Source organism: Streptomyces sp. NPDC051364 (genome assembly GCF_040682115.1).
GTDB lineage: Bacteria > Actinomycetota > Actinomycetes > Streptomycetales > Streptomycetaceae > Streptomyces.
Map to the genome: position 1 here is coordinate 84,415 of NZ_JBFBAH010000011.1, position 23,547 is coordinate 107,961.

A 23,547-nucleotide genomic window follows, 5' to 3' on the forward strand; every position below is an offset into this window, starting at 1 on the left:
GTGCTGTGCGTGGGTCGCAGCGGTGGGTCAGATCTGTACGTCGACGAGGAACGGACCGGGGTGGTCGAGCATCCGGGCCACGGCGGCGACCGCCTCGTCCGGCTTCTCCACCCGCATCCCCTCTGCGCCGAGCGCCCGTGCCAGCCCGGCGAAGTCGATCTCGGGGTGAGAGAGGTCGAAGGAGCCCGGGAAGCCGTGCTCCGGGATGTCCCGCTCCCGCCAGTACTGGGCGATGTTGTCGTCGAGCAGCCGGTACTTGCGGTTGTTGCAGACCACGAACTTGGCGTCGATGCCGTGCCGGACCGCGGTCCACAGCGCCTGGTACGTGTACATCGACCCGCCGTCGCCCGCGAATCCGACGACGAGGCGGTCCGGACGGGCCAGCTTGGCCCCGACCGCGCCCGGGAAGCCCACGCCGAGCGAACCGCCCCGGGTGAGGTGGTAGTCGCCCGGCCGCTCCGGAGGCAGGTACCGGGTGACCAGCGGGGAGGTGGTCAGCGCCTCGTCGAAGACGATCAGGTCCCCGCCGGTGCGCTCGGCCAGGGTCCGCAGGAAGACGGCCATCGGCGTGCCGTCCTGCTCGGTCTCCCCTCCCCCGGCCGACAGCGCCCGCTCGCGGGTGCGGGCGTCGAGCCGGGCGGCCGCGGCCGCCCGCCGCTGCGGGGTCAGCAGGCGTTCGAGTACACCGGCCAGCGCGCGCAGCGCCTGCTTGGGATCGGCGGCGAGGCCCAGGTCCACCGGGTGGTTCTTGGCGATCTCGTAGGCGTTCAGGTCGATGTGGACGACCTTCGCGCCGGCCCGGAAGGGGCTCTCCAGCTCGGGGAACACCTCCGGGAAGACGTAGGTGCCGACGATCAGCACCCCGTCCGCGTCGGCGACGAGCTCCTTGCTGTGCGGGCCGAACATGTGGCCCGTCTGGCCGCGGCTCAGCGGGTGCGAGGCCGCGATGTTCACCTCGGACGAGTCCACCTCGTACACGTCGGCGCCCAGCAGCTCGGCGACGGCGACCAGTTCGCGCTGGGCCCCCGAGAGCGAGACCCCGTCGCCGACGAGGACCACGGGCCGCTCCGCGGAGGCGAGCAGCTCGGCCGCCCGCCCCACCGAGGCCGGCGAGGGCGCCACATCCGTGAGGGGCACCGCGGCGGGCAGGACGGGCTCGGAGTTCAGCTCGTCCAGCACGTCCATCGGCAGCGCCACGAACACCGGGCCGCGCGGCGGGGTCAGGGCGATCTTGACCGCCCGGCGGATGGTGCGCAGTACGGAGTGCCGGTCGGTGACCCGGGTCGCGTACTTCGTCACCGGCTTCGCCATCGCCACCAGGTCGGACGCCATCTGCGCGTCCATGGCGTCGTAGCGGACCCCGGCGTCGCCGGCGACCACGACGAGCGGGGTGTGGCCGCGCAGCGACTGGTAGAGCATCCCGATGCCGTTGCCCAGCCCCACTCCGGAGTGCAGCTGGAGCAGGGCCGCGCCGCCGGTGGCCCGGGCGTAGCCGTCTGCGATGCCGGCGGCCACGGTCTCCTGGAGGGCGAGGACGTAGTGGAAGTCCTCCGCCGCGTCCACCGCGTCGAGGAATCCCTGTTCCACCGTCCCCGGATTTCCGAACATCACATTCAGGCCGTCGGCCTTGAACTGCTCGATCAGCCTTTCCCGTCCGGGAGTGGCTTCCATGAATTCCCCCTCATTCTCACGGTTTCCGGATCATGGGTTTCCGGTGGCGGATTTCCGGATCACCACCCGTAGCGGGTGAGACCCTCCTCCAGGACTTCCACGATCTTCTGCCCCGTGAGATACGAGTCGGGGGTGGAGCGGCCGGTCACGAACGGGTAGTCGACAATCACCGAGAGCGGGTGGCCGAAGTTCCCGTGGTACGCCCCGCGCGGGCCGGTCGCGTCGCGCAGGATGTACTCCAGCGGGTACGGCGGCGGGCCCATGTTGAAGTCGGTACCGAGGAATCCGGTGCCGTCCTTGTAGTCGTACTCCTTGCAGTGGCCGGTGACGTGCTTGCCCCAGATGATGCTCTTGCGGTCGCCCCAGTCCCGGGCGAAGGCCAGGCAGGCCACGCCGTAGCACTCGGCCGCCACGACCTTGCCGGCCTTCTTGAAGGCCAGGATCAGGGCGTGCACGCGCTCGTTGTTGGCGAGGTCGACGATGGGCCCGCTGCCGCCGACGATGAGGACCGCGTCGTAGCCGGCGATGTCGGCCTCGAGCTTGTCCAGATCTCGGTGGTACTGCTCGAGCTTGGGCAGATAGCCCCCGGCACTCGTGTACGGCCGCTCGGGGACCCACGCCTCGATGTCGAGCGGCGAGTCCAGCCGGCTCGACTGCTCGAACTCCCGGCCCAGCCGGGCGTTCTCCTCGGTGGTGACCGAGCGTCCCAGCGGAGGATCGATGAAGTTCGCATCGAGGCTCGGCGGAAGAGCGTGCGCACGCTTCCCGGTCGGCGTGGCGAATACGACTTCGTAGCCTCGCTCATCGAACTTCGATACGGGGCCTATCAGTTCTTCGGCCCAGTAACCGTGTTCGGAGACAATGACCAGAATCTTTCTGCTCACGGATTCCTCCAGGCGCCGCCTGTTGTCGTTGGCGTGACCCACACTGCTTGGGCCCGAGGCCTGCGTCAAAGCGCCCGTATGCGACTTCGTGAGGTAGGAAGGCAGGTCGCACGGGCACCTCAGGTAGTCGCTTCCGGAGGTCATGAAGTAGCCGCGAGACTTCCTGACTTCGGCCGAATCAGTGAACCATTACGGGGGCACCGACCTATGGTCTGGACGCGCCGTGAATCAGGGGTGCGCGAAAGACCGAGGAGAGGGACGGGGACGATGACGACGGACCTGTTGTGCACACACATCGATCAGATACGTCCGGTGAAGCCGGGCACCGAGGGCTGCGAGGAGTGCCTCGCCCTCGGCGACACCTGGGTGCACCTGAGGATGTGCCTCAGCTGCGGGCACGTCGGATGCTGCGACTCCTCCAAGAACCGCCACGCCACCAAGCACTACCGCACCAGTGAGCACCCCATCGCCGCGTCGCACGAGCCCGGTGAGACCTGGGCCTGGTGCTACGCCGACAAGCTGATGCTGGACGCGGCATGAGTGCCGCCCCGGAGAGCGCCACCGCCCACGCCACCGCCCCCGCCACTGGGGCCGCGGCCGAGCGCGCGGAGAGCAAGAAGCCCGTCATCCTGGCCGTGGACGACGATCCGCAGGTGCTGCGGGCCGTACGCCGCGACCTGCGCAGCGCCTACGGCGACCGCTACCGGGTGCTCGGCGCCTCCTCGGCCGCCGACGCCCTCAAGATCCTGGACTCCCTCGACGAGCGCGGCCACGACCCGGCGCTGTTCCTCGTGGACCAGCGGATGCCCGACGTGACCGGCGTCGAGTTCCTCCTCGAGGCCGTCAGCCGCTTCCCGGACGCCCGCCGGGTGCTGCTCACGGCGTACGCGGAGACGGACGCGGCGATCACCGCCATCAACCGGGTCCGGCTGGACTACTACCTGCTCAAGCCGTGGGACCCGCCGCACGAACGGCTCTTCCCGGTCCTGGACGACCTGCTCTCCGACTGGCTGGCCACCTACCGCCCCGCGTACGACGGGATCATCGTCGCCGGCCACCTCGTCTCCCCCGGCACCCACGCCGTCCGGGACTTCTTCACCCGCAACGGCCAGCCGTTCCGCTTCCTCAACGTCGAGCGGGACCCCGAGGCCCTGACCCTGATCGCCGCCCAGCCCGACGCGGCGCTGCCTCTGGTCCGCTTCCCGGACGGGGCGGTGCTCTCCGCGCCGTCCGACACCGAGCTCGCCCGGCGGCTGGGGCTGGCCACCACCGCCTCGCGCCCGCACTACGAGTGCGTCATCGTCGGCGCGGGGCCCGCGGGTCTGGCGGCCGGCGTGTACGCGGCCTCGGAGGGCCTCTCGACGCTGATGCTGGACTCCCGCGCCCCGGGCGGCCAGGCCGGCACCTCCAGCCTGATCGAGAACTACCTCGGCTTCCCCTCGGGCCTCTCCGGCGGCGACCTGACCCGCCGCGCCACCATCCAGGCCTCCCGCTTCGGCGCCGAGATCCTGCACCCGGTGGAGGTGGTCTCGCTGACCCGGGACGACCCGGCGAAGATCCTGACCCTGGCCGACGGCACGGAGATCAGCGCCGAGACGGTGCTGCTGGCCACCGGGGTCTCGTACAACCGCCTCGAGGCCCCCGGCGCGGACCGCTTCGAGGGCGCCGGGCTCTACTACGGCGCGGCCACCACCGAGAGCTCGGCGTGCATCTCCCAGCACGTGTTCATCGTGGGCGGCGCGAACTCGGCGGGCCAGGCGGCGGTGCACTTCGCCAAGTACGCGGCCAAGGTGACCATCCTGGTCCGTGCCGAGTCCCTGGACGCAAGCATGTCCCGCTACCTGATCGACGAGATCGACCGCACGCCGAACATCGAGGTCAAGGTCCGTACGACGGTGGTCCGGCTGGACGGGGACGAGCACCTGGAGATGCTGACCCTCCACGACTCGACGACGGGTGAGGACACGGCCGTCCCGGCCCGCTTCATGTTCACGTTCATCGGCGCCCGCCCGCACACCGACTGGCTGTCGGGCGTGGTCGAACGCGACGAGTACGGCTTCGTGCTCACCGGGTCCGACCTGATCGCGAACGGCGGGGAACTCCCGGCGGAGTGGAGCCTGGAGCGCGCCCCGTACCCGCTCGAGACCAGCGTCCCGGGCGTCTTCGCGGCCGGCGACGTCCGGGCCCACTCGGTCAAGCGCGTGGCGTCGGGCGTGGGGGAGGGCGCGATGGCGGTCTCGCTGATCCACCGCTACCGGTCGATGGGCTGAGAGCGCTGGGCTGAGAGCGCTGGGCTGAGAGCGAACGCGAATCACTTGCGATCAAGCGACTGCCGGATGCAACGTTAATTACATGATTACATCCGAGCAGAGCGAGCAGCTTCGCAAGTGGTTCGCGGACCGCCTTCCGGTGGACGTGTACGAGTCCCTGGTCGACGTGGCGGTCGACCGCGAGGAGATCACGGTCGTCGGATCCATCCCGGCGACCGAATCGGTCAAGGAGTTCCGCGAGCGCACCCGCGAGCAGCGCATCGAGGTCGCACGGGAGGCGGAGGAGCTCTACCGCCGCAAGGTCGCCTGGGCCGTCCAGGCCGGCGACGACCGCGTCCTGTTCACGCACCTGGCGGTCCCGGTGATGACGCGCCTGCGCCAGCCGGAGCGCCAGGTCCTCGACACCCTGGTCGCGGGCGGCGTCGCCCGCAGCCGGGCCGACGCCCTCGCCTGGTGCGTCCGCCTCGTCGGCCGCAACACGGACGAGTGGCTGACCGAGCTCCGCGACTCGCTGGCCAAGGTCCGGCAGGTCCGCGCGGCCGGCCCCGACGTCTCGGACGCGTCCGAGGCCTCCGACACCACGGACTCCCAGAAGTCTGAGTCGGAATGACGAAAGCCCTCCCCACCCGGGCATGATCACGCAAGTCTGACAGCGAGCCGACCGGCACCCGATCACAGGGAGAGGCACGCCCCATGACCACCACCGTCGAATACATCCGCTACCGGATCGCATTGGACGACCAGCAGGCCTTCGAGGACTCGTACCGCCAGGCCGCCGAGGCCCTGGCCGCGTCACCCGAGTGCATCGACTACGAGCTGGCCCGCTGCGAGGAGGAGAACGACCGGGAGCGCTACATCCTCCGCATCCGCTGGACGTCGGTCGACGCCCACCTCAACGGATTCCGCAAGGGCGAGCACTTCCCGGCGTTCTTCAGCGCGATCCGCCCGTACGTGAAGGCCATCGAGGAGATGCAGCACTACCGCGTCACCGACGTGGCCGGCCCCGGAAAGGCCGCACCCCAGTCATGAGCACCACACCCGGCACCACTCCCACCATCTACGAGTGGATGGGCGGAGCGGAGGCGATGAACCGCCTCACGGACGCCTTCTACGCGCACGCCCTGGAGGACGAGATCCTGGCCCCGGTCTTCGCGGGCATGGACTCGGAGCACCCCCAGCACGTCGCCGTCTGGCTGTCGGAGGTCTTCGGCGGCCCGGCGGAGTACACGGCCCACCACGGCGGCCACCAGCACATGGCCACCAAGCACCTGGGCCGCGGCATCACCGAACAGCAGCGGCGCCGCTGGGTGGACCTGCTGATGGACACGGCCGACGAGGTCGGCCTCCCGACGGACCCCGAGTTCCGGGCGGTGTTCGCCTACTACATCGAATGGGGCACCCGCATGGCCCTGATCTATTCGGGCCCCAACCCCCCACCGGTGGACGCGGCGAAAATCCCGGTCTGGTCCTGGGGCCAAACACCCCCGTGGATCCCGAAGGGCTAGTGCCTGTGGGGCGGAGGCACAGCCTCCGCCCCCAGCCATGTCCGGGTCCTCACCCGGCGGGCGGCGGCTCGGCCAGAAGTACGGCCAAGGCCCCTTCCCCGGCGTCCCGCCAGTACTCCACCGCCCCCTCCAGAACCTCCTGCAGCGTCTCCCAGTCCCCCGGCCGCGCCCCCGCGTACGAGGACCACGACGTCACCGCCACCAAGCGCCCCGGCGCCTCGGGCAACCACGACAAGTCGATCAGCGCATCGGCCAGCGCATCCCAGTTCCCCCCGAACCACGCCGGCACGGCCAACGCCGCCCCCCACCGCTGCATCAGCTCGGTCTTGCCGCGTACGCCGGCCAGGTCCACCCGTAGGGTCGTCCAGCCCGCCTTCTCGGCGGCGGCCACCGCCGGGGCGAGCGGCTGCGGGTCCAAGGTCATCGCAGAACCGCCTTGAAGGTGTCGTAGTGGTCGTCCGTGTAGAAGAACTCCCCACCCTCACCGGTCACCATCCGCCGGGCCCCGCGGTCGCGCTCACCCGGTGTCTTCACCGTGAACTCGTGGTAGTAGCCGCGCTTCTGCTTCGGCAGGACCTTCTCGAAGTTCCCGAAGACGGTCCCGTCCTGGCGGTACGGATACGGCCCGCCCTTGTCGATGAGTACGAGCACGTCCCGCGCCTGCGAAGGCAGCGCATCGGCCCGTACGGTGGCCATCCCCTTGGCCCAAACGGGTGCGGAGGCATCAGCCTCTGAACTCACCCCGGCCGCGGCGGACGGCGCGGCCTTCTCCCCACCGCACCCCGCCGCGCCGACCAGCGCAACGCAAAAGAACACCGCACCCACGACACAACGCAGCAACGACCGGGGCACGTCCCTGAAGATCATGCACCGATCGTGCCAAATATCCGATTCGCTCGCGACTCGCGCGGTAACGGTGTCCGCGACGGCGGCACCCTCAGAGCGCGGCCATCTTGGTGTAAGGACTCAGAATTCTCTTCTGGACCGACCCGAAGTCGACCAGGACAGCGATCCCCTCCTCGATACCGACGACACGGCCGAGGCCGTGCTCATCGTGAGAAACCCGGTCGCCGACGCTGAACTGCCGGAGCGGCGGTTCCACGGGGGCCTTGAACGGGCTGGACGGCAAATGGCGGCGAGGTACTGCTGACTTTGTCATTGAGACCAGTATGCGCCCCACAGGCCGCCGCACGGCCCGCTGTTCGGATCTCAATTGCGGCACCATCCGCCTCACGGCGTCCCAGGGCGCCCGCCGCGGGACCCGCCGCCCCGGATCAGTCGTCCGGGTCGGCCCGCTCCAGCGCCGGCCGCAGCCCCGGGGCCGACTCGGTGAGCAGGTAGTCCGCGACCGCCGTGTCCGTGACCAGGCTGGTCACCAGGCCGGAACGGAGCACCGCCCCGATCGCGGAGGCCTTGCGCAGCCCGCCCGCGATCGCCACGACCTCGGGGATCCGGCGCAGCCGGTCCGCCTCGACGGTGATGCAGCGCTCGCCGAGGTCCCGGCCGACGCGCCGACCCTCGGAGTCGAACAAGTGGGCGGACATTTCGGCGGCGACACCCAGCGAGGCGTAGTGCGCCCGCTCCTCGTCCGTGAGCATGTCGTGGACCGTCGAGATCCCCGGCTCCCAGGACCCGATCGATACCGCCGCCACGGTCACCTTGTCGAAGTACTCGAAGGCCCGGGCGATCCCCGTCTGGTTCCGCAGCGCGGCCGCGGTCGCCGGGTCGGGGAGCAGCATCGGCGCGTAGATCGGGTGCGCGTCGCCGCCCGAGACCTGGGCGGCCCGCCGTACGGCCTCCACGGACCCGCGCTCGGCCGTACCGGCGTCGTACACGCCCGTCAGCTGCACCACGGTGCACGGCGGGAGCCGGTGCAGGGAGGCGGCCATGTGGATGGTCGACCGCCCCCAGGCCAGGCCCAGCACGTCGCCCTCGTTGACCAGCTCGCCGAGCAGGTCGGCGGCGACCGCGCCCAGGTTCTCCGGATCCGGCGCATCCTCGGTCGCATCGGCCGGGGATTCGACCACCACCGCATGGCGGAGCCCGTACCGGGACCGCAGCGCGTCGGACCGCTCCGCATCGAGCTCGGCGGGCACCCGGATCTCGATCCGTACCAGGTCGCGCTCGAGGGCGGTCTCCAGGACCCGGGCCACCTTGAAGCGGCTCACGCCGAACTCCTCGGCGATCTGGATCTTGGACTTGCCCTCCAGGTAGAAGCGGCGGGCCATGGCCGCCGCCTGCACCAGCTCCGCGGGTCCCATCCGCAGGGCTGACCGTCCCGCCGACATTGCAGACACCGCGTTCTCCTCACTGCTGTTCACACTCTCGACTCGCCGTTCATCCTGTCAGATCCGGCGGCCGTTGATCAGCCTGGACAGCTTCCGTTCACCGAGCTGTTCACCAACCCTTGCTTCAGTGGTCGCAGGCCCAGGGCGCCGCGGCGATCGCGACGTCCGCCTGCTCCCGCAGGGTACGTACGGCGGAGGAGGGGTCGACGGCCCCGTAGACCGCGCTTCCCGCGACGAACACGTCGGCGCCGGCCTCGGCACACCGTTCGATCGTCGAGGCCGAGACCCCGCCGTCGACCTGGAGCCACAGCTCCAGGCCGTGCTTGGCGATCAGCTCCCGGGTACGGCGGATCTTGGGGAGCATGATGTCGAGAAAGGGCTGGCCACCGAAGCCGGGTTCGACCGTCATGATCAGCAGCATGTCGAGCTCGGGGAGGATGTCCTCGTACTGCTCGATCGGCGTGGCGGGCTTGAGCGCCATCGACGCCCGCGCCCCCTTGGCCCGGATCTCCCGCGCGAGCCGCACGGGCGCGGCGGCGGCCTCGGCATGGAAGGTGACCGAACCGGCTCCGGCCTCGACGTACTGCGGGGCCCAGCGGTCCGGGTCCGCGATCATGAGGTGCAGATCCAGCGGAATGTCCGTGGCGCGGCTCAGGGACTCCACGACGGGCATACCGAGGGTGAGGTTCGGGACGAAATGGTTGTCCATGACGTCGACATGCAGCCAGTCGGCCCCTTCGACGGCCTTCACCTCCTCGGCGAGGCGCGCGAAGTCGGCGGACAGGATGCTGGGATAAATCTGAGCGGCCATGCCCCAAGCCTGCCATGCCTGCGCGCACTTCCGGCCACGACCCCGGAACTCAAGACGGTCGTAGCGATGCTTAATAAATATCGGAGAACAATTAACTTGTCCTTAGAGATCGTCTTCCGGCACGGTTCTCCGCATGACACCCGCCACCGAGACCGGCACCGGGTCCGGGACCACGGACCCCTCGCCTTGGCGCACCAAAGACTTCCGCACCCTCTTTTCCGCCACCAGCCTCAGCCAGCTCGGCACCAACACCGGCCACGTGGCCGTCCCGCTGCTCGCCCTCACCGCCCTCGACGCGACCGCCGGCCAGGTCGGCGCCCTCGCCGCACTGTCCACCACCGCGTTCCTCCTCATCGGGCTGCCGGCCGGCGCCTGGGTGGACCGCCTGCGCACCCGCCGGGTCCTGATCGCCGCGGACCTCGCCCGTGCGGCCCTGTTCGCCTCCCTCCCCCTCGCCTGGTGGCTGGACGTACTCACGCTCGGGCAGCTGTACGCGGCCGTACTGCTCGGCGGCTGCGCCACCGTCTTCTCGGAGGTCGGCGCGCAGAGCGTGCTGCCCCGGCTGATCGGCCGCGCGGGGCTGGTCCGGGCCAACGCGGCCATCGTCACCCTGATGGCCGTCGCCAACATCGCCGGCCGCGGCGCGGGCGGAGCCCTGGTCGCCGCCCTCTCGGCACCCCTCGCACTGGCCTTCGCCTCGGCCGCATACCTCGCCTCCGCGCTCCGCCTGACCCGCATAGACGCCACCCCGGCCCCGCCGGCTGCGGACCGGACACCGCTGCGGGCCCAGATCCGGGAGGGGCTGCGGCACGTACTGGGCCACCCCGAGCTGCGCGCCCTGGCACTCAACGCCTCCCTCAGCAACCTGGGCGGCGCGGTCATCAACACCATGCTGCCGGTGCTCTTCGTACGGGAGCTAGGGCTGTCCCCGGCCGCCCTCGGCCTGTTCTGGGCCGCGGGCGGCATGGGCCTGCTCCTGGGCGCCCGGCTGGCCCGGCCCTTCGCGGCCCGCGTGGGCTACGGCCGCGCCCTGGTCCTGAGCCTGACCCCGGCGACCCTGCTGGTACCGCTGCTCGACCGCGGAGTCTGGCTCTGGGTGGCGGGGGCCGGGTGGCTGCTGGCCATGATGAAGATCGGCTCGAACAACGTCCTGGGCGTCAGCCTCCGCCAGCACCTGACCCCGCACGCCCTGCTGGGCCGCATGAACGCCACTTTCCGCTTCATGCTGACCGGCGCCCTGGCCCTGGGCGCGGCCCTGTCGGGCCTCCTGACGGACCTCACGACCCTCCACACCACCCTCTGGACGGGAGCCACGATCATGTCCCTGGCCTGGCTCCCGCTGTCCCTGTCGCCGGTCAGGGGGCGGGTGGAGGGGGTGTGAGGCAGGCGGGCGAGGGGGTCGGCGAGGGGGTGGCGGTGCCCGGAGGCTCGGAGGGCGGACGAGGCCGGAGGGGCGGGAGCCACCGGGCCGGAGCCGGATGGCCGGACGGGCCGGACGGACGGGAGCCACCAGGCCGGGACCGGATGGCCAGACGGGGCCGGACGCACGGGAGCCACGGGCCGGGACCGGATGGCCAGACGGGGCCGGACGGACGGGAGACCCACGGCCGGCACCGGCCCATGCATCGGGGGCGGGGTTCGGCCGCCGTCCCCCGGACCACCCATCCGACACCGAGCACATGGCCCCCGCCCCTTGCCCCGCCCCGCCCCGTCCCGCCCACCCACCCCCGGACATGCGGCTCCCGCCCATCGCCCCCCGCCCCCGCCCCACCCCCGACACCCCGTCAGCTATAGATGCACGGGGCAATACAGCTACCCACAGCCCGAGATGGGTGGTACCAGGCTCACCCCGTGCGATCGGATCCCGAGATGCTGGAGCGGCAGGCAAACCGCCGCTTTCCCTCCGATTCCGCAGGAGATCCCTCGTGCACGATGCCACCAGCCAGCACACTCCGCGCACCCCCCGACCCCGCACACCCCGCACCCGCACCCGCCCCCGCGCCCGCGCCGCCGTCTGCGTCCTCGCCGCCGGGGCCATCGCCCTCGGCGCGCTCGCGCCCGCCGCGGCGTTCGCCGCCGGCAAGCCGGACACCGTCCAGCAGGGTCTGAGCGCCCTGGTGCGCGACGACGGGGTGCCCGGCGCGCTGGCCGCGGTCAAGGGCCTTGACGGCCGGACCCGCAACTACACCGCCGGTGTCGGCGACCTGGCCACCCGGGCGAAGGTGCCCGCCGACGGGCAGGTGCGGATCGGCAGCAGCACCAAGACGTTCACCGCCGTGGTCGTCCTGCAATTGGTCGGCGAGGGCAGGATCGGCCTCGACTCCCCCGTCGAGACGTACCTGCCCGGCCTGCTGCGCGGCGACGGGGTCGACGGGCGCGCCATCACCGTCCGCCAACTCCTCCAGCACACCAGCGGGCTGCCCAACTACACCGAGTACCTCGACATCCCGGCCCTGCGGTACCGGTACGTCGAACCCCGCGAGCTCCTCGACACCGCCCTCGCCCACAAGAGCGAGTTCCCGCCCGGCACGCAGTGGAAGTACAGCAACACGAACACCGTGGTCGCCGGCCTGATCATCCAGAAGGTCACCGGCCGGCCGCTCGCCGACCAGATCACCGAGCGCGTCGTCGACCGCATCGGGCTGCGCCACACCTACTTCCCCGCCCCCGGGGACCGCACCATCAAGGAGCCCCACCCCAAGGGCTACGGCCGCCTGACGGCCGACGGACCGCTTGAGGAGTACACGGAGATGGACCCGGCATGGGGCTGGGCGGCGGGCCAGCTGATCTCCACCAACGGCGACGTCAACAAGTTCTACGGCGCCCTGCTCGCAGGCCGCCTCCTCGCCCCCGAGCAGCTCGCCCAGATGCGCACCACCGTCCCCGCCGAGTACCTCGGCCCCGGCGCCCGCTACGGGCTGGGCCTGGTCAGCAGGCCGCTGTCCTGCGGCGGCCTGTACTGGGGCCACGGCGGCGACATTCCGGGCTACGAGACCCGCGGCGGCGCCACCGAAGAGGGCCGCGCAGTCTCCGTCGCCGTGACCACCATGGCCAAGGACGAGGCGGCAGCCCATCGCGTAGAGGCCGTGGTGGACAAGGCCTTCTGCCGCTGAGTCTGCCGAGCCCGCCCCGCTACCCCGTACGCCGGATCAGTGCCAGGTACATCGCGTCCGTCCCGTGCAGGTGCGGCCACAGCTGGACGTCCGGGCCGTCGCCGAGGGCCGGGACGCCCGCCATGTACGGCCTGGCGTCGATCAGTTCGGCATCCACCGGCGAGGCGCCCGCGCCGCGGCCGCGCAGGACGTCGTCCACGACCACCCGGGTCTCGGCCAGGTGCGGGGAGCAGGTCGCGTAGCCCACGATGCCGCCCACCCGGACGGCAGACAGCGCCTCCCGCAGCAGCGCGCGCTGCAGCGGGGCGAAGCCCTCCAGGTCCTCGGGGCGGCGGCGCCACCGCGCCTCCGGGCGGCGGCGCAGCGCGCCCAGGCCGGAGCACGGCACGTCCATCAGGACCCGGTCGAAGGAGCCCGGCCGCCACGGCGGCCGGGTGCCGTCCGCCGCGATGACCTGGTACGGGCCGGGGTTGCCGGCCAGGGCGCGCTCCACGAGCCGGGCCCGGTGCGGCTGCTTCTCGGACGCCAGCAGGAACGCCCCGCGCTGGGCCGCCAGGGCCGCCAGCAGGGCCGCCTTGCCGCCGGGGCCCGCGCAGCCGTCCAGCCAGCGCTCGTCGCTGCCCTCGACCGGCGCGGCCGCGAGGGCCATCGCCACCAGCTGGCTGCCCTCGTCCTGGACGCCGGCGCGGCCCTCGCGGACCGCCTCCAGCGCTCCGGGCTCGCCGCCCTCGGCCATCCGGACGGCGTACGGCGACCAGCGCCCCGGCAGCGCCGAGTCCTCGCCGACGGCCTCGAGCAGTTCCTCGGGCGTGGACCGCCCGGGCCGCGCCACGAGCGTGACCTCGGGCCGCTCGTTGTCGGCCTCGAGCAGGTCCTCGATGCCGGCGCGGCCGCCCCCGAGCGCGTCCCACAGGGCGCTGACGACCCACCTCGGGTGCGAGTGGTACACCGCGAGGTGCTCCTCGGCGTCCTGCTCGTACGGCGGGGCCACCCGCTCGAGCCAGCCGTCCAGGTCGTGCGCGGCGATCTTGCGCAGCACGGCGTTCACGAACTTGGCGCGCCCGTCGCCGAGCACCACCCGGGCCAGCTCCACGCTGGCCGACACCGCCGCGTGCGTGGGGATCCGGGTCCCCAGCAGCTGGTGGGCGCCGAGCGAGAGGACGTCCAGCACGGGCGGATCCACCTCCCGCAGCGGCCGGTCGATGCAGGCCTTGATGACCGCGTCGTACGTGCCCTGCCGGCGCAGCGTCCCGTACACGAGCTCGGTGGCCAGCGCCGCGTCCCGGGCCTCGAAGCCCTCCGTCTGGCGGGCCTTGCGCAGCAGCGGGGGCAGGACGAGGTTCGCGTACGCGTCCCGCTCGCCCACCGCCCGGAGCGCCTCGAAGGCCAGCAGCCGGACGGGGTCCTTCTTGGGGCGGCGGTACGGCTTGGCCTGCCGCTTGCCTGCGTCGCTGCGCGGGGGACGGGACTGTTCGCTCACGTGAAAGGTGCTCCGGATTTACGGGGTGTACGAGGTGTACGAGGTGCTGCTGACGGCGGGCCGCTGCCCGCATGGGTTGCCCGTCCCGGACGGGGTGTCCGTCCCGAAGGGCGTGCCGGTACGGATCAGCCTACGTCCGCGGCGCCGACGCGCTCGCCGGGAGCGATCCGCACCCCGCGCGCCCAGTCGGCGCCGCGCATCGGCTTCTTGCCCTGGGGCTGTACCCAGAGCAGCTCCACGGCGTGCGAGCCGGTGCCGACGTACACGTTGTTCTTGGCCGGGGCGAGCTCGCCGGGCGCCAGGTCCGTTCGGTCGGCGACCAGGCCGACGGAGATCAGCTTGAGCCGCTCCCCGCGGAAGACGGTCCAGGCGCCGGGCGCGGGCGTGCAGCCGCGCACCATGCGGTCGGCGCGCATCGCCGGGGCCTTCCAGTCGATCCGGGCGTCCTCGACGGTGATCTTGGGGGCGAGCGAGACCCCGTCGGCGGGCTGCCCGACGGCGCGCAGGGTGCCGTCCTCGATGCCGTCCATGGTGGCGGCCAGCAGGCCGGAGCCGGCGAAGGCGAGGCGGGTCAGCAGGTCGCCGCTGGTGTCGGTGGGCCGGATCTCCTCGGTCAGGTGCCCGTAGACGGGTCCGGTGTCCAGGCCCTCCTCGATGAGGAAGGTGGAGGCGCCGGTGACCTGGTCCCCCGCCATGATCGAGTGCTGGACGGGGGCGGCCCCGCGCCAGGCCGGCAGCAGCGAGAAGTGCAGGTTGACCCAGCCGTGGCGGGGGATCTCAAGGGCGCTCTTGGGGATCAGCGCGCCGTACGCGACGACCGGGCAGCAGTCGGGGTCGATCTCGCGCAGCCGGGCCTGGAATTCCGGGTCCCGGGGCCGGACCGGCTTGAGGACCTCGATGCCGGCCTCCTCGGCGCGCTCGGCGACCGGGCTGGCGATGAGCCGGCGGCCGCGGCCGGCCGGTGCATCGGGCCGGGTGACGACGGCGGCGACCTCGTGGCGCCCGGAGGCGATCAGGGCGTCCAGGGCGGGCACGGCGACCTCGGGGGTGCCTGCGAAGACGAGCTTCACTGGGGTCCTACCTCGCTATCTCGGCTGTCAGCAGCGCACCAGTCTATGTTCCCGGCGCCGTTGGGGATGTCCGGCCCGATCGGCAGGCGCCCCCGGGGCCCGTTCAGAGGTCCTGGACCCGTCGTCAGGGGGCGTGGGCACACACGCGCGCCTCTCGCATATGCCGACACGCCCCCGGTGCGTGACTTCCGTGCCGTATGACGCGTTGGTCAAGAGAGATTGACCGAAACCGGGCCGCGATGAGAACGGTGTATGCGGCCCGATCCGCTCTTCAGCACCGGTTCGAGAGGCTTCTTCATGGCCGACCACGCCACCCACGACGCCCAAGCACGGGCCAGCCTGCATCTCCTGGTGCGGGACATCGAGCGGGTTCGCCGGCAGGTGGATGCTCTGCGTACGCTCACCGCCCAGCTCGGCAATGTGTACCGCCCGCGCCGCTCCGGTCCCTCCACGGGCTTCGTCGTCTATGGCCGGGCCCCCGCGCCCACCGTCCGTCTCGCGCAGGAGCTGCGGGACAGCGTCGAGACGCTGGTGACCGCAGCGGTGGACTTCGACCGCTCGCTCGGCTTCTCGTGGGACGCGGTGGGTTCCGCGCTCGGCGTCACCAAGCAGGCCGTGCACCGGCGGTACGGGGCCCGGCGGGCCCAGGCCGCGGAGTCCGCGGAGCCGCTGGCCGAGAGCACGGCCACCCGGACCCTGGGGCCGCTGCCCACCGTCCCGGCGGCCCGCTCGGTCCCGCCGCAGCCGGTGCGCGAGGAGACCCAGCCCGCGGCCGCCGCCCGCTCCGCGGCCTTCCCGGGACCCCGCAGCGGCTGACCCGGCAGGGCTGCACCGCCACGGCTGCACCCCGCCGGCCGCCGGGACGCCGACCTCCGACGGCCGGCCTGACGCCGTACCCGCATCCCGCCCCCGGCGGGACGACCCCCAGGGTCGCTCCCGCCGGGGGCATTCGGCTGCATGCGACCAGGGACCCCCTAGCCCGTACCGGGCGTACTCGGGTGCCGCGACAACACGGCGAGGCGCCGTGCCGGGCGGCGCGGGGGCGCGCCCCACTTCCCCGAGACCGCTCAGCCGATGTCCGGCGGGTCGATGCGGACCCGGACCGCCTCCGACGCCGGGACTCCGTGCGCCAGCCGGGCCGCCTGGGCCGACTTCAGGGCGGCCGCCAGCGCCGCCCCGCTGCCGGGCGGGACGCGGACCAGGGCCCGCTCCCCCGGCGACGGCTCCCCGCGCCGGCCCGGCACCGGGACCGGGCCCAGCACCTCCGCGTCCGGCGGCAGTCCGGCGCCGGCCAGGAAGGCCTCCACCGCCTCGCCCCGCCCGGCCACGGCCGCCATCCGGGACACCGGCGGGAAGCCGAGCTGGGCCCGCTCCGCGAGCTCCCGTACGGCATGGCCCACCGGATCCCACCGCACGAGGGCCTGGACGGGCCGCAGCGTCGGCTCGGCGACCACGACGACCTGCCCCTCCCCCCGGACCAGCGAGGCGGCCGCGATCCACCGGCGCAGGGCGTCCTCCCCGGCCCGCAGGTCGGGCCGGGTCAGCATCGCCCAGCCGTCCAGCAGCAGCGCCGCCGCGTACCCGGCGCCCGCCGCGACCGGCTCGGCTCCGGGGGTGCACACCACCAGTGCGGGCCGGTCGGGCACCTCGTCCAGGATGTGGTCGCGGCCCGACGTGCGCACGGGCACGGCCGGGAAGGCCCGCCCGAGCTCCTCGGCGGTCCGCCGGGCGCCCACCACCTGGGCGCGCAGCCGGAACGATCCGCACTCCTCGCAGTGCCAGGCGGTCTCCTGCCGTCCGCACCAGCCGCAGTGCAGGTCCCGCGCGTCGGGGGCCTCCAGCGGCCCCGCGCACACTTTGCAGCGGGCGGGGGTCCGGCACCGCTCGCACGCCAGCCTCGGCGCATAGCCGCGCCGGGGCACCTGGACGAGCACGGGCCCGGACTTCAGCCCCTCCCGTACGGTCTCCCAGGCCAGGCTCGGCAGCCGGGCGGCGCGGGCCGCCCCGTCGCGGGCCAGCAGTTCGTCGCCCACGGTCCGGATCCGTGGCGCGCAGGCCCGTACCGTCTCCCGGTCGGCGACGAGCGGCCGCGCCCAGCCCGTCTCGACCAGCTGGGCGGCCTCCACGGTGCAGCTCGTGCTCCCGGCGAGGAATCCGCAGCCGTCGCCGACGGCCCGCAGCTCCAGCACCTCCCGTACGTGCGGGAACGGCGCGTGGTCGTCGCTGTGGCTGGAGTCGCCGTCGTCCCAGACGGCGACCAGCCCGAGGTCCCGTACGGGCGCGAACATCGCGGCCCGGGTGCCGATGACGGCCCGCACCGAGCCGCGGTGCACGGCGAGCCACTGGCGGTAGCGCTTCTCGGGGCCCGATTCGGCGGTCAGCAGCGCGTGCCGCCCCTCGCCGAGCAGGGCGGTCAGCGCGGCGTCGACCCGTGCTGCGGTGCGCCCGTCGGGCAGGACGGCGAGGGCGCCGCGGCCGGAGGCGAGGGTGGCGGCCATGGCCCGGGCCAGCTCGTCGGCCCAGCCGGGGCCGGGCAGGGCGGTCCAGACGGCGCGCGGGGCGCCGCCGGTGGCGAGGGCCCGCAGGAACGCGGGGCCGGAGCCGTACCGGGCCCAGCCGCCCGGTTCGGGCGCGGCGGGCAGGGGCAGCGGCTCGGGTGAGGGCTTGGCCTCGGCGCGCGCGTTGCGCGGGGGCAGGGCGAGCTGCAGTACGTCGGCCAGGCTGCCGGCGTACCGGTCGGCGACGGCCCGGGCCAGGGCCAGCATGCCCGGGGTGAGCACGATCTCGGGCGAGACGACGTGGGCGAGGGCGGCCAGTGCACCGTTGTAATCGGATTCGGCGCGGCGCTCGACGATGAACCCGTCGATGAGGCCGCCGCCCTCGCGGCGGCCCCCGTGGACCTGGTGGGAGCCGGCCCCGAAGCGGACCCGGACGCGGACTCCGGGCTGCGCCGCCTCGGAGAGCTCTTCGGGGACGGCGTAGTCCCAGAGCTGGTCGAGGTGGAGGACGCCCTTGTTGACGAGGATCCGGGCGACCGGCAGCTCGTTGGCGAGGGCGGCGCCCCGCCAGGTGCGCGGCTTGGCCTTGGGGGCCTTGGCCTTCGCCTCGGCCACCATCTCCCGCATCAGCGCGAGCTGCTCCGGCGGGCCGCCGGGATCCTGCTCCCCGCCCCGCTGCCCGGATTCGTTCGTGCTGCTCACACCTGCATTCTTACCAAACCCCACCGACAACGGACGGCCCCGGACCACAGGGGTCCGGGGCCGTCCGTACAGCAGGCGGGTTCTGCCTGGTCCTACAGGCCGGCGGCCGTGCGCAGCGCGTCGACGCGGTCGGTGCGCTCCCAGGTGAAGTCCGGCAGCTCGCGGCCGAAGTGGCCGTACGCGGCGGTCTGGGCGTAGATCGGGCGCAGCAGGTCCAGGTCGCGGATGATCGCGGCCGGGCGGAGGTCGAAGACCTGGCCGATCGCGTCCTCGATCTTCTGGACCTCGACCTTGGCGGTGCCGAAGGTCTCGACGAACAGACCCACCGGCTCGGCCTTGCCGATGGCGTACGCGACCTGGACCTCGCAGCGCGAGGCCAGGCCGGCGGCGACCACGTTCTTGGCGACCCAGCGCATCGCGTAGGCGGCGGAGCGGTCGACCTTGGACGGGTCCTTGCCGGAGAAGGCGCCGCCGCCGTGGCGGGCCATGCCGCCGTACGTGTCGATGATGATCTTGCGGCCGGTCAGGCCGGCGTCGCCCATCGGGCCGCCGATCTCGAAGCGGCCGGTCGGGTTGACCAGCAGGCGGTAGCCGTCGGTGTCGAGCTTGATGCCGTCCTCGACGAGCTCCTTGAGCACGTGCTCGACGACGAACTCGCGGATGTCCGGGGCGAGCAGCGAGTCGAGGTCGATGTCCGAGGCGTGCTGCGAGGACACGACGACCGTGTCGAGGCGGACGGCCTTGTCGCCGTCGTACTCGATGGTGACCTGGGTCTTGCCGTCGGGGCGCAGGTACGGGATGGTCCCGTTCTTGCGGACCTCGGACAGGCGGCGCGAGAGCCGGTGCGCGATGTGGATCGGGAGCGGCATGAGCTCGGGGGTCTCGTCGCACGCGTAACCGAACATCAGGCCCTGGTCGCCGGCGCCCTGCTTGTCGAGCTCGTCCTCGTCGCCCTCGACACGCTTCTCGTACGCGGTGTCGACGCCCTGCGCGATGTCCGGGGACTGCGCGCCGATGGAGACCGAGACGCCGCAGGAGGCGCCGTCGAAGCCCTTCTTCGACGAGTCGTAGCCGATCTCGAGGATCTTGTCGCGGACGAGCTGCGCGATCGGCGCGTAGGCCTTCGTCGTCACCTCACCGGCGATGTGGACGAGACCGGTGGTGATGAGGGTCTCCACGGCCACACGCGAGGTCGGGTCCTCGGTGAGAAGTGCGTCGAGGATCGTGTCGCTGATCTGGTCAGCGATCTTGTCGGGGTGACCCTCGGTGACGGACTCCGAGGTGAACAAGCGACGGGACACAACGCTCCCTGGGGTTGCAGCGGCTGCTGGCTGATCATTTGGCGGAACCACACCGGGGGCTGCGCCCGATCACGTTCCGAATGCAGTTTATCGGTCGCCACCGTTTACCGGACCACCTGTCTCGCCCTATGGGAGCCATGTGACCTGCGGCACTCCATTCTGGCTCATGGAATCGGCTACGAGAAGAGCCGTCGCTCAGGCGCGTCGTGGAGCGAGCCGCGGAGCGACCTGGTCCCAAATCACCTCGGCCAGCGCCTCCTTCGGACCGTAGGGGACAGGGGTCTCAGCCCCATCAGAGGCAAGGATCACAGCCTCATTCTCCTCGGAACCGAAGGTTTTGGATGCGCCGACCTCGTTCACGACGAGAAGATCACACCCCTTGCGGATCAGTTTGCTCCGGCCGTTCGCGAGCACATTGTCAGTTTCGGCGGCGAAACCGACCACGACCTGGCCTTCCCGGGCCCGGTCGGCCGAGATCTCCGCGAGGACGTCGGGGTTGCGGACGAGGGCCACGGGCGCCGGATCCTGCCCGTCCTTCTTCTTGATCTTGCCGTCTGCGTACTCGGCCGGCCGGAAGTCGGCCACGGCCGCGGCCATCACCACGGCGTCGGCGTCCGCCGCCGCCTTGAGGACCGCCTCGCGCAGCTGTACGGCCGTCCCGACCCGTACGACGTCCACCCCGGCCGGGTCGGCCAGCGCGGTGTTGGCCGCCACGAGGGTGACCCGGGCCCCGCGGGCGACGGCGGTGCGGGCCAGCGCGTAGCCCTGCTTGCCGGAGGACCGGTTGCCGAGGAAGCGGACCGGGTCGAGCGGTTCCCTTGTGCCGCCCGCGCTGATCACCACGTGCCGGCCGGCCAGGTCGGGCTCGGCCACGCCGCGCGCGAGGACCCTTCGGCACACCTCGTAGATCTCCTCGGGGTCGGGCAGCCGCCCCTTGCCGGTGTCCTTGCCGGTGAGCCGGCCGACCGCAGGCTCGATGACGAGGGCCCCGCGGCGGCGCAGCGTGGCCACGTTCTCCTGGGTGGCGGGGTGCTCCCACATCTCGGTGTGCATGGCGGGGGCGAAGACCACCGGGCAGCGCGCGGTGAGCAGCGTGTTCGTGAGGAGGTCGTCGGCGATGCCGTGGGCGGCCTTGGCCAGGATGTCCGCGGTGGCCGGGGCGACGACGACGAGGTCGGCGCTCTGCCCGATCCGGACGTGCGGGACCTCGTGGACGGTCTCCCAGACCTCGGTCCCGGCCGGGTTGCCGGACAGCGCGGCCCAGGTGGCCTCGCCCACGAAGTTCAGGGATGCCGCCGTGGGCACCACCCGTACGTCGTGTCCGGACTCGGTCAGCCGGCGCAGCAGCTCGCACGCCTTGTACGCGGCGATCCCGCCGCTGACTCCGAGCACGACCTTCGGCTTACCCACCACACACGCCCCTATCGCTGATCGTCGTACGTGTCTATGACACACCACAGGCCCGGCAGATGTTCTGCCGGGCCTGTGGTGAAAGGAATGCTCGGTGCCTTACTGAGCCGGGGCCTCGATGGCCTCGGAGGTCAGCAGACCCGCGTTGATCTCGCGCAGCGCGATCGAAAGCGGCTTCTCGTGGACGTGGGTGTCCACCAGCGGGCCGACGTACTCGAGCAGGCCCTCACCGAGCTGCGAGTAGTACGCGTTGATCTGACGCGCGCGCTTGGCCGCGTAGATCACGAGGCTGTACTTCGAGTCCGTGGCCTCGAGCAGCTCGTCGATCGGCGGGTTGATGATGCCCTCGGGCGCAGTGATGGAAGAGGACACGCTCTACCTTCCGAAGATGGGTGAATGATCAAGCATCAATCGACGGAACATCGATCAACGATCAAACAACTTCCATCAAGGCTAGCAGCTCACGCGCTACGTCCTCGACGGAGGTGTTCACCAGGGTGGTGTCGAACTCGGACTCGGCAGCGAGCTCGACCTTGGCGGTCTCCAGCCTGCGCTGGATGACCTCGGGCGATTCGGTGCCGCGGCCGGTGAGCCGGCGGACCAGCTCGTCCCAGCTCGGCGGCGCCAGGAAGACGAGTTGAGCTTCGGGCATCGACTCGCGGACGAGTCGCGCGCCCTGGAGGTCGATCTCCAGGAGAACGGGCTCGCCGTTCTCGAGTCGCTCCGCCACCGCGCCGCGCGGCGTGCCGTAGCGGTTGCCCGCGAACTCGGCCCACTCCAGCAGCTCGCCGTTGGCGATCAGCTTGTCGAACTCGTCGTCGTTGACGAAGAAGTAGTGGACTCCGTGTCGCTCACCGGGCCGCGGCTTGCGGGTGGTGGCCGACACCGAGAGCCATACCTCGGGGTGGACCTTGCGCATATGCGCGACGACCGTGCTCTTGCCGACCCCCGAAGGGCCGGAGAGCACGGTCAGCCGCGGACGAACCTCTGCTGCCATAAAGCGATTATCCAGGTTCTCGGGACTGCCTGAGAACGCCGGGAGAACTTCAGGCAACGCGTCAGCCGGCAGGAGTGCCGAACTCACGCTCCAGAGACGCGATCTGGTTGGAACCGAGACCTCGGACACGCCGGGACTCGGAGATGCCGAGGCGCTCCATGATCTGCTTGGCGCGGACCTTGCCCACGCCAGGCAGGGACTCCAGCAGGGCGGAGACCTTCATCTTGCCGATGACGTCGTTCTCCTGGCCCGTCTTGATGACCTCTTGGAGCGAGGCGCCGGAGTGCTTGAGTCGATTCTTCACCTCGGCCCGCTCCCGGCGAGCCGCGGCGGCCTTTTCGAGCGCGGCTGCGCGCTGTTCAGGGGTAAGGGGCGGAAGAGCCACGCCTGCGTCACCTCGGATGTCGAACTGTCGGATACGGACCGGTGGGGAACCCTAGGGCGCCACACCAGGCGAATGCCCGAACAGCGGTGGAACTCGTTCGCTGCTCGTTCACTCTGATCGGAGACTAGCGGCCAAGGCCGCTCCAGTCAGCGAGAACGGACGAAAAGTCCTGGTCAGCCTCCACTGAACCGTACATCACGGACAAAACACCCCGGTTTTGTCCGGTGAAAGACGTTCGAATTTCGTCAGACCGTACGACGTGGGGTGCGGCCGGACCGGCCGACGGCACTCCCGAACGGGTTCCGAACGGCCTCAGACGGAGACCGCCTCGCGGATTTCGTCCGCGAACCGGGTGGCCGAGGCGCGCAGGGCCGCGGCGTCCGGACCGTGCTTCAGCACGCCCCGCGACACGTTCGGGACCACGTTGCGGACCGCCGCACCGAAGACCGCCGGCAGATCGGCCGCCGTCGCACCCTGCGCACCGATGCCGGGCGCCAGCAGCGGCCCGTTGATGTCCAGGTCGAAGGACGACAGGTCGCCCAGCGTGGCGCCGACCACGGCTCCGAAGGAGCCCATCGGCGCCGCGCCCGCGTTCTCCGCCGCGAGGTGGCCCAGCATCGTCGCGGCGATCGTGCGGCCGTCCTCGCGCACCGCGCGCTGGACCTCCGCCCCCTCCGGGTTCGAGGTGAGCGCGAGGACGAAGAGACCCGCGCCCGAGCGGCGGGCGAGTTCCACCGCCGGCTGCAGCGAGCCGTAGCCCAGGTACGGGGACACCGTCAGGGCGTCGGAGAACAGCGGCGAGGACGGCGACAGGAACGTCTGCGCGTACGCGGCCATCGTCGAGCCGATGTCACCGCGCTTCGCGTCCATCACGACCAGCGTGCCCGCGGCCCGCGCATCGGCCACGGTCTGCTCCAGGACCGCGATGCCCTTCGAGCCGAAGCGCTCGAAGAAGGCCGCCTGCGGCTTGAAGACGGCCACCGAGTCGGCCAGCGCCTCGACGACCGTGCGGGAGAACTTCTCGAGGCCCGCGATGTCGTCGTTCAGGCCCCACGACGACAGGAGGGCCGCGTGCGGGTCGATGCCCACGCACAGCGGGCCGCGGGAGTCCATCGCCGCGCGCAGGCGGGTGCCGAAGGGGGTCACGGCGCTCTCGGTCACG

General features: G+C 71.9%; 24 protein-coding genes. 8 read left to right on the top strand and 16 right to left on the bottom strand.

The genetic code is table 11. The features are described 5' to 3' along the window. Positions 1-27 precede the first annotated feature (27 nt). Together AB0M76_RS23415 and AB0M76_RS23420 are read right to left on the bottom strand one after the other, a co-directional pair. A complete protein-coding gene (locus AB0M76_RS23415) occupies positions 28-1,671 on the bottom strand; it encodes a thiamine pyrophosphate-binding protein (RefSeq protein ID WP_365954731.1) in 1,644 nt (547 codons plus the stop codon). A 59-nt stretch (positions 1,672-1,730) separates the two neighbouring features. Beyond that, complete coding sequence (locus AB0M76_RS23420) at positions 1,731-2,555, bottom strand: type 1 glutamine amidotransferase domain-containing protein (protein WP_365954732.1); 825 nt, start codon at positions 2,553-2,555, stop codon at positions 1,731-1,733. A gap of 267 nt (positions 2,556-2,822) precedes the next feature. On the opposite strand from AB0M76_RS23420, the gene AB0M76_RS23425 reads away from it, so the two are divergent. From AB0M76_RS23425 to AB0M76_RS23445, 5 genes are all read left to right on the top strand, one after another. Beyond that, positions 2,823-3,095, top strand: coding sequence for a UBP-type zinc finger domain-containing protein (locus AB0M76_RS23425; RefSeq protein ID WP_266631123.1), 273 nt, complete (start codon positions 2,823-2,825; stop codon positions 3,093-3,095). Continuing rightward, entirely contained in the window at positions 3,092-4,825 is a 1,734-nt protein-coding gene (locus AB0M76_RS23430; RefSeq protein ID WP_365954733.1) for an FAD-dependent oxidoreductase, read from the top strand. The genes AB0M76_RS23425 and AB0M76_RS23430 overlap by 4 nt, the downstream gene beginning before the upstream one ends. 82 nt (positions 4,826-4,907) lie before the next feature. After that, positions 4,908-5,435, top strand: coding sequence for a hypothetical protein (locus AB0M76_RS23435; protein ID WP_365954734.1), 528 nt, complete (start codon positions 4,908-4,910; stop codon positions 5,433-5,435). A gap of 83 nt (positions 5,436-5,518) precedes the next feature. Beyond that, positions 5,519-5,854, top strand: a complete 336-nt coding sequence (locus tag AB0M76_RS23440; RefSeq protein WP_030157498.1) for an antibiotic biosynthesis monooxygenase family protein — start codon at positions 5,519-5,521, stop codon at positions 5,852-5,854. Further along, the gene (locus tag AB0M76_RS23445) at positions 5,851-6,330 is read left to right on the top strand and encodes a group II truncated hemoglobin (RefSeq protein ID WP_365954735.1); all 480 of its coding nucleotides are present in this window, start codon (positions 5,851-5,853) and stop codon (positions 6,328-6,330) included. The genes AB0M76_RS23440 and AB0M76_RS23445 overlap by 4 nt, the downstream gene beginning before the upstream one ends. 49 nt (positions 6,331-6,379) lie before the next feature. Here the strand turns inward: AB0M76_RS23445 and AB0M76_RS23450 are convergent, their stop codons facing one another. From AB0M76_RS23450 to rpe, 5 genes are all read right to left on the bottom strand, one after another. Beyond that, a complete protein-coding gene (locus tag AB0M76_RS23450) occupies positions 6,380-6,754 on the bottom strand; it encodes a barstar family protein (RefSeq protein WP_365954736.1) in 375 nt (124 codons plus the stop codon). Beyond that, positions 6,751-7,197: a ribonuclease domain-containing protein gene (locus AB0M76_RS23455; RefSeq protein ID WP_365954737.1), complete on the bottom strand. Its 447-nt coding sequence runs from the start codon at positions 7,195-7,197 to the stop codon at positions 6,751-6,753. Before AB0M76_RS23455 ends, AB0M76_RS23450 begins: the two co-directional genes overlap by 4 nt. A gap of 70 nt (positions 7,198-7,267) precedes the next feature. Then, positions 7,268-7,489, bottom strand: a complete 222-nt coding sequence (locus AB0M76_RS23460) for a CarD family transcriptional regulator (protein WP_053788968.1) — start codon at positions 7,487-7,489, stop codon at positions 7,268-7,270. A gap of 115 nt (positions 7,490-7,604) precedes the next feature. Next, complete coding sequence (locus tag AB0M76_RS23465) at positions 7,605-8,651, bottom strand: sugar-binding domain-containing protein (protein ID WP_266668928.1); 1,047 nt, start codon at positions 8,649-8,651, stop codon at positions 7,605-7,607. 91 nt (positions 8,652-8,742) lie between these two features. Continuing rightward, positions 8,743-9,429 (bottom strand): ribulose-phosphate 3-epimerase, encoded by a 687-nt coding sequence (rpe, locus tag AB0M76_RS23470; RefSeq protein ID WP_365954738.1) that lies wholly within the window; start codon positions 9,427-9,429, stop codon positions 8,743-8,745. A gap of 133 nt (positions 9,430-9,562) precedes the next feature. On the opposite strand from rpe, the gene AB0M76_RS23475 reads away from it, so the two are divergent. Both AB0M76_RS23475 and AB0M76_RS23480 read left to right on the top strand, forming a co-directional pair. Beyond that, positions 9,563-10,810 carry an MFS transporter gene (locus AB0M76_RS23475; RefSeq protein WP_365954739.1) on the top strand — a complete coding sequence of 416 codons (1,248 nt, stop codon included), beginning with the start codon at positions 9,563-9,565 and terminating at the stop codon, positions 10,808-10,810. 655 nt (positions 10,811-11,465) lie between these two features. Beyond that, entirely contained in the window at positions 11,466-12,542 is a 1,077-nt protein-coding gene (locus AB0M76_RS23480; protein ID WP_365954843.1) for a serine hydrolase domain-containing protein, read from the top strand. Positions 12,543-12,561: 19 nt separating this feature from the next. Here the strand turns inward: AB0M76_RS23480 and AB0M76_RS23485 are convergent, their stop codons facing one another. Next, entirely contained in the window at positions 12,562-14,022 is a 1,461-nt protein-coding gene (locus tag AB0M76_RS23485; RefSeq protein WP_365954740.1) for a transcription antitermination factor NusB, read from the bottom strand. Positions 14,023-14,147: 125 nt separating this feature from the next. After that, a complete protein-coding gene (gene fmt / locus AB0M76_RS23490) occupies positions 14,148-15,092 on the bottom strand; it encodes a methionyl-tRNA formyltransferase (protein WP_266631102.1) in 945 nt (314 codons plus the stop codon). Between the two features lie 297 nt (positions 15,093-15,389). Between fmt and AB0M76_RS23495 the strand changes: the two genes are divergently transcribed. Further along, positions 15,390-15,908 carry a hypothetical protein gene (locus tag AB0M76_RS23495; RefSeq protein ID WP_328621974.1) on the top strand — a complete coding sequence of 173 codons (519 nt, stop codon included), beginning with the start codon at positions 15,390-15,392 and terminating at the stop codon, positions 15,906-15,908. 251 nt (positions 15,909-16,159) lie between these two features. On the opposite strand, the gene AB0M76_RS23500 is transcribed toward AB0M76_RS23495, so the two are convergent. The 7 genes from AB0M76_RS23500 to pyrF form a co-directional block, all read right to left on the bottom strand. Continuing rightward, a complete protein-coding gene (locus AB0M76_RS23500; RefSeq protein ID WP_365954741.1) occupies positions 16,160-18,292 on the bottom strand; it encodes a primosomal protein N' in 2,133 nt (710 codons plus the stop codon). Between the two features lie 92 nt (positions 18,293-18,384). Further along, complete coding sequence (metK, locus tag AB0M76_RS23505; RefSeq protein ID WP_266631096.1) at positions 18,385-19,593, bottom strand: methionine adenosyltransferase; 1,209 nt, start codon at positions 19,591-19,593, stop codon at positions 18,385-18,387. A 195-nt stretch (positions 19,594-19,788) separates the two neighbouring features. After that, positions 19,789-21,003 (bottom strand): bifunctional phosphopantothenoylcysteine decarboxylase/phosphopantothenate--cysteine ligase CoaBC, encoded by a 1,215-nt coding sequence (gene coaBC, locus AB0M76_RS23510; protein ID WP_365954743.1) that lies wholly within the window; start codon positions 21,001-21,003, stop codon positions 19,789-19,791. A 99-nt stretch (positions 21,004-21,102) separates the two neighbouring features. Beyond that, on the bottom strand, positions 21,103-21,375 hold the full coding sequence (gene rpoZ, locus AB0M76_RS23515) for a DNA-directed RNA polymerase subunit omega (protein ID WP_004948662.1): 273 nt from the start codon (positions 21,373-21,375) through the stop codon (positions 21,103-21,105). Positions 21,376-21,436: 61 nt separating this feature from the next. Then, the gene (gene gmk / locus AB0M76_RS23520) at positions 21,437-22,000 is read right to left on the bottom strand and encodes a guanylate kinase (protein WP_266631092.1); all 564 of its coding nucleotides are present in this window, start codon (positions 21,998-22,000) and stop codon (positions 21,437-21,439) included. 61 nt (positions 22,001-22,061) lie between these two features. Then, positions 22,062-22,385, bottom strand: coding sequence for an integration host factor (locus tag AB0M76_RS23525; RefSeq protein ID WP_008740406.1), 324 nt, complete (start codon positions 22,383-22,385; stop codon positions 22,062-22,064). A gap of 312 nt (positions 22,386-22,697) precedes the next feature. Next, positions 22,698-23,531 (bottom strand): orotidine-5'-phosphate decarboxylase, encoded by an 834-nt coding sequence (gene pyrF / locus AB0M76_RS23530; RefSeq protein WP_365954844.1) that lies wholly within the window; start codon positions 23,529-23,531, stop codon positions 22,698-22,700. Positions 23,532-23,547 lie beyond the last annotated feature (16 nt).

Excerpts from the sequence above, each read along its gene's own strand:
- AB0M76_RS23435 (WP_365954734.1), top strand. The coding sequence starts at position 4,908 with ATGATTACATCCGAGCAGAGCGAGCAGCTTCGCAAGTGGTTCGCGGAC.
- AB0M76_RS23450 (WP_365954736.1), bottom strand. The coding sequence starts at position 6,754 with ATGACCTTGGACCCGCAGCCGCTCGCCCCGGCGGTGGCCGCCGCCGAG.
- AB0M76_RS23430 (WP_365954733.1), top strand. The coding sequence starts at position 3,092 with ATGAGTGCCGCCCCGGAGAGCGCCACCGCCCACGCCACCGCCCCCGCC.
- AB0M76_RS23475 (WP_365954739.1), top strand. The coding sequence starts at position 9,563 with ATGACACCCGCCACCGAGACCGGCACCGGGTCCGGGACCACGGACCCC.
- rpe (WP_365954738.1), bottom strand. The coding sequence starts at position 9,429 with ATGGCCGCTCAGATTTATCCCAGCATCCTGTCCGCCGACTTCGCGCGC.
- AB0M76_RS23425 (WP_266631123.1), top strand. The coding sequence starts at position 2,823 with ATGACGACGGACCTGTTGTGCACACACATCGATCAGATACGTCCGGTG.
- AB0M76_RS23445 (WP_365954735.1), top strand. The coding sequence starts at position 5,851 with ATGAGCACCACACCCGGCACCACTCCCACCATCTACGAGTGGATGGGC.
- AB0M76_RS23495 (WP_328621974.1), top strand. The coding sequence starts at position 15,390 with ATGGCCGACCACGCCACCCACGACGCCCAAGCACGGGCCAGCCTGCAT.
- AB0M76_RS23415 (WP_365954731.1), bottom strand. The coding sequence starts at position 1,671 with ATGGAAGCCACTCCCGGACGGGAAAGGCTGATCGAGCAGTTCAAGGCC.
- AB0M76_RS23460 (WP_053788968.1), bottom strand. The coding sequence starts at position 7,489 with ATGACAAAGTCAGCAGTACCTCGCCGCCATTTGCCGTCCAGCCCGTTC.
- AB0M76_RS23440 (WP_030157498.1), top strand. The coding sequence starts at position 5,519 with ATGACCACCACCGTCGAATACATCCGCTACCGGATCGCATTGGACGAC.
- gmk (WP_266631092.1), bottom strand. The coding sequence starts at position 22,000 with ATGGCAGCAGAGGTTCGTCCGCGGCTGACCGTGCTCTCCGGCCCTTCG.
- AB0M76_RS23455 (WP_365954737.1), bottom strand. The coding sequence starts at position 7,197 with ATGATCTTCAGGGACGTGCCCCGGTCGTTGCTGCGTTGTGTCGTGGGT.